This window comes from Vibrio sp. 10N.222.48.A3, from assembly GCF_041475345.1.
Classification (GTDB): domain Bacteria; phylum Pseudomonadota; class Gammaproteobacteria; order Enterobacterales; family Vibrionaceae; genus Vibrio; species Vibrio tasmaniensis_A.
Map to the genome: position 1 here is coordinate 1 of NZ_JBFRVX010000311.1, position 10,076 is coordinate 10,076.

At 41.0% G+C, this 10,076-nt stretch carries 2 protein-coding genes; both read right to left on the bottom strand.

The genetic code is table 11. From position 1 onward, the window contains the following. On the bottom strand, positions 1 to 2,940 hold a 2,940-nt coding region (locus tag AB4653_RS09975), incomplete at its 3' end, for an RHS repeat protein (RefSeq protein ID WP_137002661.1). A gap of 20 nt (positions 2,941 to 2,960) precedes the next feature. Continuing rightward, positions 2,961 to 9,947, bottom strand: coding sequence for a LamG-like jellyroll fold domain-containing protein (locus AB4653_RS09980; protein ID WP_009846193.1), 6,987 nt, complete (start codon positions 9,945 to 9,947; stop codon positions 2,961 to 2,963). Positions 9,948 to 10,076 lie beyond the last annotated feature (129 nt).

The window sequence follows — 10,076 nt, forward strand, 5'->3', positions numbered from 1 at the left end:
GAGATGGTTAGTCATGTAATAGATATTTTGCTGGCTCTGCTGACGCATTAATAACCCAGCGACACCGCCTTTTCTATCTGGTCGCCATATATTGTTTGCTAATACGTTGTTCTCGCTGTCACGCTCTTGAAGCTCAATCAGGCCTAAGCGAACAAAGCGTTTCTCTAAGGTTTTAATATTGCTTTCAAAACGCTGATACACTCTTAGAAAATGATCGTGACCATACTCAAATCGTTCCTCAATCTGAGTGCCACTTTTCTCAAAACGAATCGCGGTCAGTCTGTTTTCAGCGTCATAGTCTGCTTCAAAAGGAGTCTCACCTGGCAATAAGCCTTGTACTAAGTTTCCATCAGCATCATAAACAAAAGCGCTACTGTCGCCATCCCACGAGGAAATTTGGTTAAGCGAATTGTACGTGACTTGTGTTTGTGGGCGCTCTAGAAGGAGCGGTTCGTTAGACTCTAATTGGGTGAGTTTACCTGCAACGTCAAAACCGAAAACAAACTTGCCGATTGTATTCACGCCTTTTCGGTATTCGAGCTTGGAGAGATCGCCAATATTGTCAAAGCTCAACACTTGCTTGATGCCATTGGGGTAAGTTAAGTCAGCCGAAACATTATCAGGCGAATCATCGTAGGTGAGTTCAAAGACCTGTTCCAGTGCCGAAACTTGCTTTAGTCGACCCAGAGCGTCGTACTTGTACTCACCGTAGTTATCTCCATCCAACATCAATGAAGACAATCGATTCAGCTTATCAAACCCAAGTTCAATGGTATCGTTGTCCCAAGGGCCATCAATGCTCTCAACTTTACCGTCCGAGAAATAAGAATATTGTGTCAGACCTTGGCCATCAGAGACTGATACCAGCTCTCCTAACGAATTATATTGATAGGAAACTTCTGGTGTAGCGTCGCCATAACTTACACGAGTCAGTTGGTTATTTTCATTGTAATGAAAAGACTTTGTAACGCCTCGAGCATTAGTGGTGCTGTTGATATAACCTTGCTGGTAATCAATTTTTAGCGCGCTGCCATCTGCGTAACGCTTCGTTGTAAGCTGACCCACGGCGTTATATTCAAATTCTGTTTTATTTTGATTGGCGTCAATTAAAGCCGTAGTGCGTCCTGCCGCATCTCGTTTTAACCGTGTAACGCCCAACATAGGGTCAATAACCGCTACCAGTTGCTTTGCTGAATTATATTGATATTGGTAAGTTCGACCTCCCGGAAGGGTTTCGCTCTCTACAAGACGAGGACAACTCCCATAAACAATCTCAGTATCACGATTTCCCTCTCCGCTGACATGAGTGAGTTGGTTAATTCGGTCATAACGATACTGCGTGGCGTTACCATGTATATCAATAACTTGTGTTACGCGCCCTAGCTCATCATATTGATATGACGCCAGCGCCTTACCCTGACTAACAATCGAGTCGAGTCGCCCAGATGAATAACCAAAGTCGACAACGTTACCATCAGCAGTCGTTACTTGTAATAACTGCCCTTGGTCGTTGTATTTATAGCGAGTTTTAACACCGTTTAAATTAGTAGCACCAATCAGTAAGTTATTTTGGCTGTATTCAAAACCCTTTTCGCCTGTCGGCGTGACAGCTTTAATTAAGTTTTGACGATCATCGTAAACATAGATCGTGCTGTTATTGATCGTATCAGTAAACTCCACAACTTTACCAAACGAGTTATTGCGATACTTTACGGAATTACCATCTGAATAAACAGTTTTGGATAGATTACGATTTTGATCGTATTCGAAACGAGTCCATGTACCATCCGGTCTAGTAACCTGTTGAACACGAGAATAACCTTTGGAGAACCGCTGATAGTCATAGACAGTTTTAGGAACGTCGGGTTGGTCATTGTTAACATTAACATCCACGTAATTGATGTAGTGCTCTGGTGAGATGTACCACGCTTTGCCTGTTTCTGAGTTGTAGAAAAACTCCTCTTTATAACCCAGCGGATTTATCGCAGTCACTCGGCTACTCATTCCCATTGGGTCACCAGGTGCTGGATATTCATCTACCCGATTTGAATTAGCGTTGCCTAGCTCAACAATAAATTGGGTTTGTCCCTTAGCATCAGTGATTGACGAGATTATCCCCATCTCATCATAAGTGATATCTGCGGAGTACCCTTGCATGTCCTCAAGCGAGATTAATTCACCTTTCTGGTTATAGTTGAAGTGAGCTTGATACCCCGTCGGGCCTTTCACCGAGACAATTTGCTTGGCCTGGTTATAACTAAAAGTCAGAGATTGATCTAATGCGTTAGTCACACTCGTTAACTGGTCGTCTTGGTAAGCAAACTTAAGTGCGTTACCGCTTTGATCGACCGTGGAACTTAATCGGTAGTTGCCACTTTCCACGTGAGTGAACGTTTTGTAACTGCCGTCAACGTAAGTCGCCTTAATCACGCCATCTTCAACACTCAACCGAGGCAGCAAAGTCGCTTCTCCTGACAGAAGCGATTGTGAATTTAAAACATAGTTAGTACCAATTTGTTGGTATTCATCGACACGTCCTGTTCCCGCAAACAGAACTAGCGAATTAGATTCATTCGGTTGGGTTATATAGTCACTGTAACTATGGGACCATCGAGAGCCAACCGAATTATTTGTATTTTCTTTTCCAAGCGCATTGTAAGTTAATGTGAATTCAATATTAGGTCCATACGCCGAATCAAACCAGATTGGCGTATCTTGAACAACGAGGTTGAGATTATTGAAGTCAAAGTGCCATATTGGTGCTCCTCTCGAAGAATGGCAATCATCTCCTGATTCCCCCCCTTTTTGAGCTTGACCTTGACCTTGTTCGTATGAACTATTTGGCCCTAAAGGGCCTGTAGGTGGTTCAACAGCAGGCGCACACGACTGCAGTAACGCTAACAATACGATTGCAAGCGCGACAAAAATTGCCAAAAGCATCTAAGTTTCCTTAATCGGATTTATGGGTTTAACGGAGTTTCAATTAGAAGGCTTTCTGCCGAGAGTAACGCATCTAACTTATTGGTAGCTTTGTTCATTATCAAAGGACCCAATCTGAATTCGAAATCGTAGTGCATAGCAAGTGACGACTCAGGTCCACTCGACACCTTCGACCTACGATTTATTAATTCTTCATCCGTAAGCGCTCGGTTCCAGAGTTGCACGTTGTCAATCTGAGCATTTACAGGATAAGCCCCCCCAAATGTAATAGGCTCCGTACTCTGTCCACTAAAACGAATATTCGATAAGGTCCCAACTAACTGACCATCAATATATGCTTGAGCGTTAGGGGCTTGGTATCGAAGAGTAAAGTGATACCATTGTTCACTATTTAAACTAGCACTATTATTTCGACTTTCATCACCAACGCCGTAACTCAAATCACCGTTTTTATTTAAACCAATGTAAAAACGATGTTTATTATTGTCATCAGAACCAACGTACTGTAATAGCCCCTTAAGTTGGTTAAACTTGATATCAAACATTAATGTTTTGTCTTCAGAATTAGGATAAATCCCCGTTACAACGTGGCTATTTTTGTTACCATCCAATTGCAGTACACCACTCGATATAGATATACCTTGCTCTCCTTGAGCCAACTTTACTGCTTTGTACCAATCAGTAAATGAGTACCAATTGGTGATACCATCACTATTGCTATCTTTGTTGCCATCCCTAACACGCAAAGCGCTCCCTTCTTCAAGCTCAAACCCATCGAACATGCTATCCCCATCTATATCTGGATCGCATGCAGAGACAAGTATTTCTAATTCTTGTCGATCGGATAATCCATCGTGATCGGTATCGTTTGTTGTGGCATCAACACACATTTTCGCTTCAACGTAATCCGGGATAGTATCTAAGTCAGTGTCATTGACTTGATGACTTTCAAGCTCAATATCATCGACCAACTTTAGGTCGAATTGATCATTGGCGTGATTTTTTACCCATTCTCCTTTCACCGACGAAAAGTCATAAGACGCGATTAAACCCTCGATATGCTCCTTAGGATGCAGCGCCATGAAGCGGTGGAGTTTTGGTTCAGACAAGGCTCTGTCCCATATCTGCACGTTATCAATAAGGCCAGTGTAAAAATCAGAAGCCATTCCCGACTTATTCAAAGCGCCCAACCAAAGTGCATGTTCGAAGGGAGCAGAAATCGTCGACCAAGAACGTATTGTTTCTTCTGTTAATTGTCCATTGAGGTATAGTTGAATATGATCATCATTTACGACTAACGCGATGTGGTTCCAATCATCCGTCGAGTATTCCGGCTCTCTAAAAGAATAACCACTCGATTTGTCTTCACCCCATGCGAACTTCTTCTGCGCATACTGAATTCCAACGTAATAATGCTGGTCGGCAGTTTCACTTACACCGGATAACTGTGATTCTTCACTGGTTGATTTAAACCAATACATTAAGGTTGAATCACCGTTTTCTGGGAAGAAAGACGTAATTGCATAACCTTTACTCGCCGACAAGGCGCCAAATTCGACCACTGTTTCAGGCAATTGCTCTGTTTGTATCTTTCGATATTCATCCCAGTTGGAAATACCGTTGCCATTGCTGTCAAAATTAGCATCAGTAATCAAGCCATCACTACCGTGAGAACGCTCAAAGTCATCCGTCAAGCCATCATTATCACTGTCAGGATCGCAAGGGTTAGTAATCAAAATGAATGGTTTGCCAACTGAGAGTTCATCACCATCATTAACGCCATCACCGTCGCTATCAGCCGTTAACCCATCAGTACAAAAAGCTAACTCTAATCGGTTAACAAGACCATCGCCGTCAGTATCTTCGTCTGTTGGCTCAGCAACTAAGTAAGCGCCTTGCGTTAATTTGAGATCGTATCGTCCTGTTGCTTTATTTTTCACCCAATCACCTTGGGAGTGAGTAAAGTCATACCATGCAGCAAGATTGCTATCCGAAGCTTTGGGCGCAGTAAACATATACTGGTAAATTTCAGTTGCGTTTAATGACCGCTCCCAAATACCAACATTATCAAGTAACCCCTTCATATGTTCTTTAGAGAAGCCTACATCATTAACGGCTCCAAGGTAGGTGGCCCACACATTCGGTAAGTCTGCGCGCAATGGGTATTTTTCATCTACGAGTTGCCCGTTAAAGTATAATTTTGCTTTTCCTTGATTTGACAAGACGAGAGCTAAATGTGCCCATTCATCCGAATTAAGTTTTGCGGCAGTATATGATGTGCTGTGCTCGTCACCATATTTTACTTTATCGTATGAAAAACCAAGTTTATGTGTATCCATGTTCCCTGATCTTTGCTCTTTACTTGGCTGATACTTAACCCAAAACATCAACGTCATGTCATGTGACAACGAGAAGTGATTGGTAATTGCGTACCCATTGTTATCCGTTAACTGCAAAGAACGTGAGGATTCAATGATGTCGTCTTGTGACAACTGTTCAACTTGATGCTGGGCATACGCTTCCCAAAGGCTCAAATTGGGATGATTTACAGAACTTTTCCCTGCGTTACTCTGAAGCGGATCACTGTTTTGTTCTAACTCAAAATCATCCGGAATATTATCCCTATCACTGTCCCATAAACAGGGGTCTGTAATTGTTAAATATTGGGAATTGACCCCATATTCCTGACCATCCAATAGACCATCACCGTCTGTGTCAGCTTGGGTTTCATCTAAACAGCTTGCAAGTTCTAACTTGTCATCTAAACCATCCAGGTCTTGATCAAGTATCGCTTGCTCTGGAGAGATTTTAGCTCCTTGAACCAGCTTTAAATCATACAGCCCTGTGACGCCATTTTTTACCCAACCACTCCTAGTGTGGTTAAAGTCATACAGCCATTGCAATGAGCTGTCTTGTTGGGGAGTTGGTGGCGTAATCATATAGCGTCTAACCTCTTCTAGGCTTAATACGCGTTGCCACAACATGACATTGTCCATTTGGCCGTTCATATGACGATCCGCTAGACCTTCAATATTAGTTGCACCCAAGAAAAACGGATAACCAATCATTTTAAGCGCACTTTCATTCACATCTACCATTTGACCATTAACATAAAGCTTCGATTTTAAATCACTTATAGTTAACGCAATATGGTTCCACTGATTATTGATTAAATCGTGGTGATGAGCGACAGAACCACTACTACCAACCCAATAAAGAGGGCCATACATACTGTGTCCTAAAGACAAAATCACATCATTCGTTATATCACTAACACCACTCATTGATTTGTCATACACGAAAAGATCTTCGTTCGGCTTATACCAAAACATAATGCTGGTAGGTTGCTCTTTTGGGTAATAACCTGAGATGGCGTACCCTTTTGTCTCTTCTATATCCAAAACGTTAGGCGCAACCTGTTCAATAGAGGAGAGAAATTCATCACTGCGGTTTATATATTCAACATACCTATCCCAGTTTGGCTTATTAACTTCAGCATCAATAAGATGGCCATCGGCTAACGTTGGATTCATGTTGTTATCGATTTCAAATGCGTCATCAATACCATCATTGTCAGTATCAGAGGAGCAAGGATTAGTGGTGAACTTTTGGCCATTGATAAGAAAACCTTGATTGAGTTCGTAACCATCGCTAAGTCCGTCACCATCACTGTCTAGCACCTCAGAATCAGTACAATAAGTCGCTTCAAACTCGTCGCTTAACCCATCTTTGTCAGTGTCGTAAGTTTGCTCTGATTCAATGATATGTGCACCCTTCACCAATTTCAGATCATATTTCCCAGTTGCCCTATTTTTAACCCAAGCTCCAAGATGATTTGAGAAGTCGTACCAAGCGACAAGGTTTTCGTTAGTACTATCAGGGCGCTGACGCATATAATTAATTATTTCCCTTTGGTCAAGAGCCTTATTCCAGAACTGAATATCATCAACTTGACCATTTTGATGTTTCACATCCAAGCCTTTATAGTTAACCGCACCAAACCAAAGTGTATAAGAGGACCCAAAATTCTCATTTCGTTTATCAATAATCTGCTCTAATTGCCCGTTAACAAAAAACTTTTGGGTACTTTGAGAGATAACAATCGCCAAGTGGAGCCATTGATCTGATTTGATCGTAATATCTGATTGAAGTTTTTGAGAATTTGAACGAACTAGCGGCTTATCATTTCCACTAATACCTATGTAACTGCCTTTATAAGTATCAGTTTGTACGCCACTAAATTGATCTAGGCCTTGCTTGTTTGGTTTAAACCAATACATCAATGTAGTTTCGTCATCGTTCTTCTCTCGTTGAATATCAGAAACTGCATAACCTAAACTGTTCGACAGGTTCAACTCACCATCTAAGTGTTGCACTTTTTTGCCTTGCTCTAATAGGCGATGCACACTCTCTTCGGCATAGGTTTCCCAGTTGGCAATCTCTTTATCATTTAATACAACATCAAGGTCATGTTTTGTTGGATCCATACCATTGTCTTGCTCAAATTTGTCATCAATACCATCGTTATCGGTATCGCTAATACAAGGGTCTGTGGATTTTAAAGGTGCCAAGGGTGTCAGTTCATTTTTATCTAAAATTCCATCCTCATCACTATCACTGTTATATACGTCCAAGCATTTCCCTAATTCAAAAGCATCAGAAAGGCCATCGCCATCACTGTCTCGCTCTTTGTCCTCTGGTTTTAAGCGAGTAACATCGGTCAACTTGAGATCAAAGCGACCACTCACTTGATTAATTACCCAATCACCACGCGATTTAGAAAAATCATAGGATGCAACAAGCCCTTGAGTGTTTACTTGAGGTGCTTCGGTCATGTAACGACGAACCTGATGTTGCTCCAGGGCTTGAGTCCAAATCTGCACGTTATCAAGAATGCCATTCATGAAATATTTCGGCTGACTCGAATCATTCAATGCTCCGATCCATATCGCGAGTATCTCTTTTCTATTAAACCAAGTTGGCACACGACTCGAGTAAGCTAAATTCCCATCTAAATAAACTTGGGTGGTATAAGTGTTAGAATCCCAAACGAAAGCAAAATGATGCCAATTATCAATAGTGATATTTTGCTGAAATCTCCTAGGATAAAAGGAAGTATTAATAATTCCTTTTATGGTGTTATTGAAACCGATTCCTAATTTTGTTTGGTGCCACCCTTTACCGTTAAATCCAGAATATTGTTCGGATTTATCCTTAGGTTTAAACCAGTACATTAAGGAAAAGTCTTCTTTATTATTCGACAATCCAGAAATAGCATAAGTATTGCTGCCTGTTACATCGAAGTGCCTATCTTCTTCAATAACCTGAACCTCACTGTCTCTCTTTTCAACGTAAGAAACATACTTCTGCCAATAACTGTTCTTTGAACCTAAATGACTTTTCAGCGCATCGTTCTTCGCTGGGTTCATTGAGTGGTGATATTCAAAACCATCAGCGATACCATCGTTGTCAGTGTCGGCATTGCATGGGTTTGAAGTTACATCTAGCGATGAGCCAATACCTAACTCTTCACCGTCAGGAATACCATCCGCATCACTGTCGGAGTTATGACTATCACTACACAGAGCACTCTCGAATATATCAGGTATACCGTCACTATCTGAGTCGATATAGTTTTCTTCAAGCTTCAACTTCGCTCCAGCCACTAGCTTCAGGTCAAACTTATTCGTTACTCTATTTTTAACCCATTCGCCGCGGCTTTCATTAAAGTCGTAAAAGCCAAGTAAGTTATTACTTGTCACTCTTTCGAGACTAAACATGCTTTTTGCGACATCTTGTTGTGATAGCGCTACATTCCAAACACTAAGATTATCGATCACCCCCTCAACACTTTCTGGTTGCCAAGCTCGCTTGTGATGACGAGCACCAATCCAAAGGGCATATTGGCTAGCTTCTTTAAATGCCAAAGATCTCATCGTGTGCTTTAGTTGACCATCAATATATATTTCTGCCACAGAGCTTGAATAGACCAAGGCGACATGCGTCCAATCCTCATCCTCAATCTTCACTTTACTTAACGTGACAGATTTATTTCCAACACCGAACGTGACACTATTTTCTTGATCAATACCGGAATAGAACCGACGACCACTATCATCGTCACTACCCATTGTCTGTTGTTCCTGACTTTCAGCGTGTTTAACCCAGTAAGTCATACTCATCGCTTCACTACCTGGAGCAAACCCAGAAATTGCATAACCATTGGTATTTCTTACATCTAACAATCTGCGTTCGGATATAACTTCCAGTTGCTGTTGCTCATGTTTCTTCGCAATCCAATCAACATAATGCGACCAGTTATCTCCTCGATAGCTATCAACCACCATAGGATCACTGCCAGCTTCAACTTCATACGCGTCTTCGATTCCATCAAAATCACTATCTTGTAAGCAAGGAAGTGAGGTCATAATTATTGATTCACCAAAACGCATTTCTTGACTATCTAAAAGGCCATCATTATCAGAATCGGGGGTTTGCGAAGACATGCATAGCTTGTCTTCGATGTGATCGGGCAATTGGTCTCGATCACTATCTAGTGCAGAAAAAGTATAAATTGGACTTTTGGAGTTAGCGCCTTTTCCATCATGCGCGACAACGTTCCAATATCTAGAATGGCTATCTGAAATATGAGAAAAATCCAACTTTAGTGAAGTAGCTGTGATACCAGTTTTAAATTGACGTAATTTTCCTGGTTCATCACCAAACCAAAAATCGTAATAGGAAGCGCCTTTAATTGGTAACCAAGTAAAAGTAATGGAATGTGACAAGTTTTTTATCGAATAATTATCCGGAGCAGTCAATGTGATAGAATTAAGGTTTGAAGAAACCTCAACTTTGCTTATACTAAGACGATTACCAAGAGCATCAACAGCATAATAGTTAAATTCATTATCGGCTTTTTCATTGATTAATTCTCCACGTAGATTGTATCTATATTCTACTTGACTTGCATTAATGTAGAAAAAACCAAGTAAGAGATATAACATCAACGTCTTTAATGAGATATTAATAAAAGTCACGAATAAAACTCAGGTTAGAATAATCACTGTTAAATGTTATTTAAAAACCTCACAAAATCCCAATCAATTTAATTTATATAGTTATAAGTGTTAATT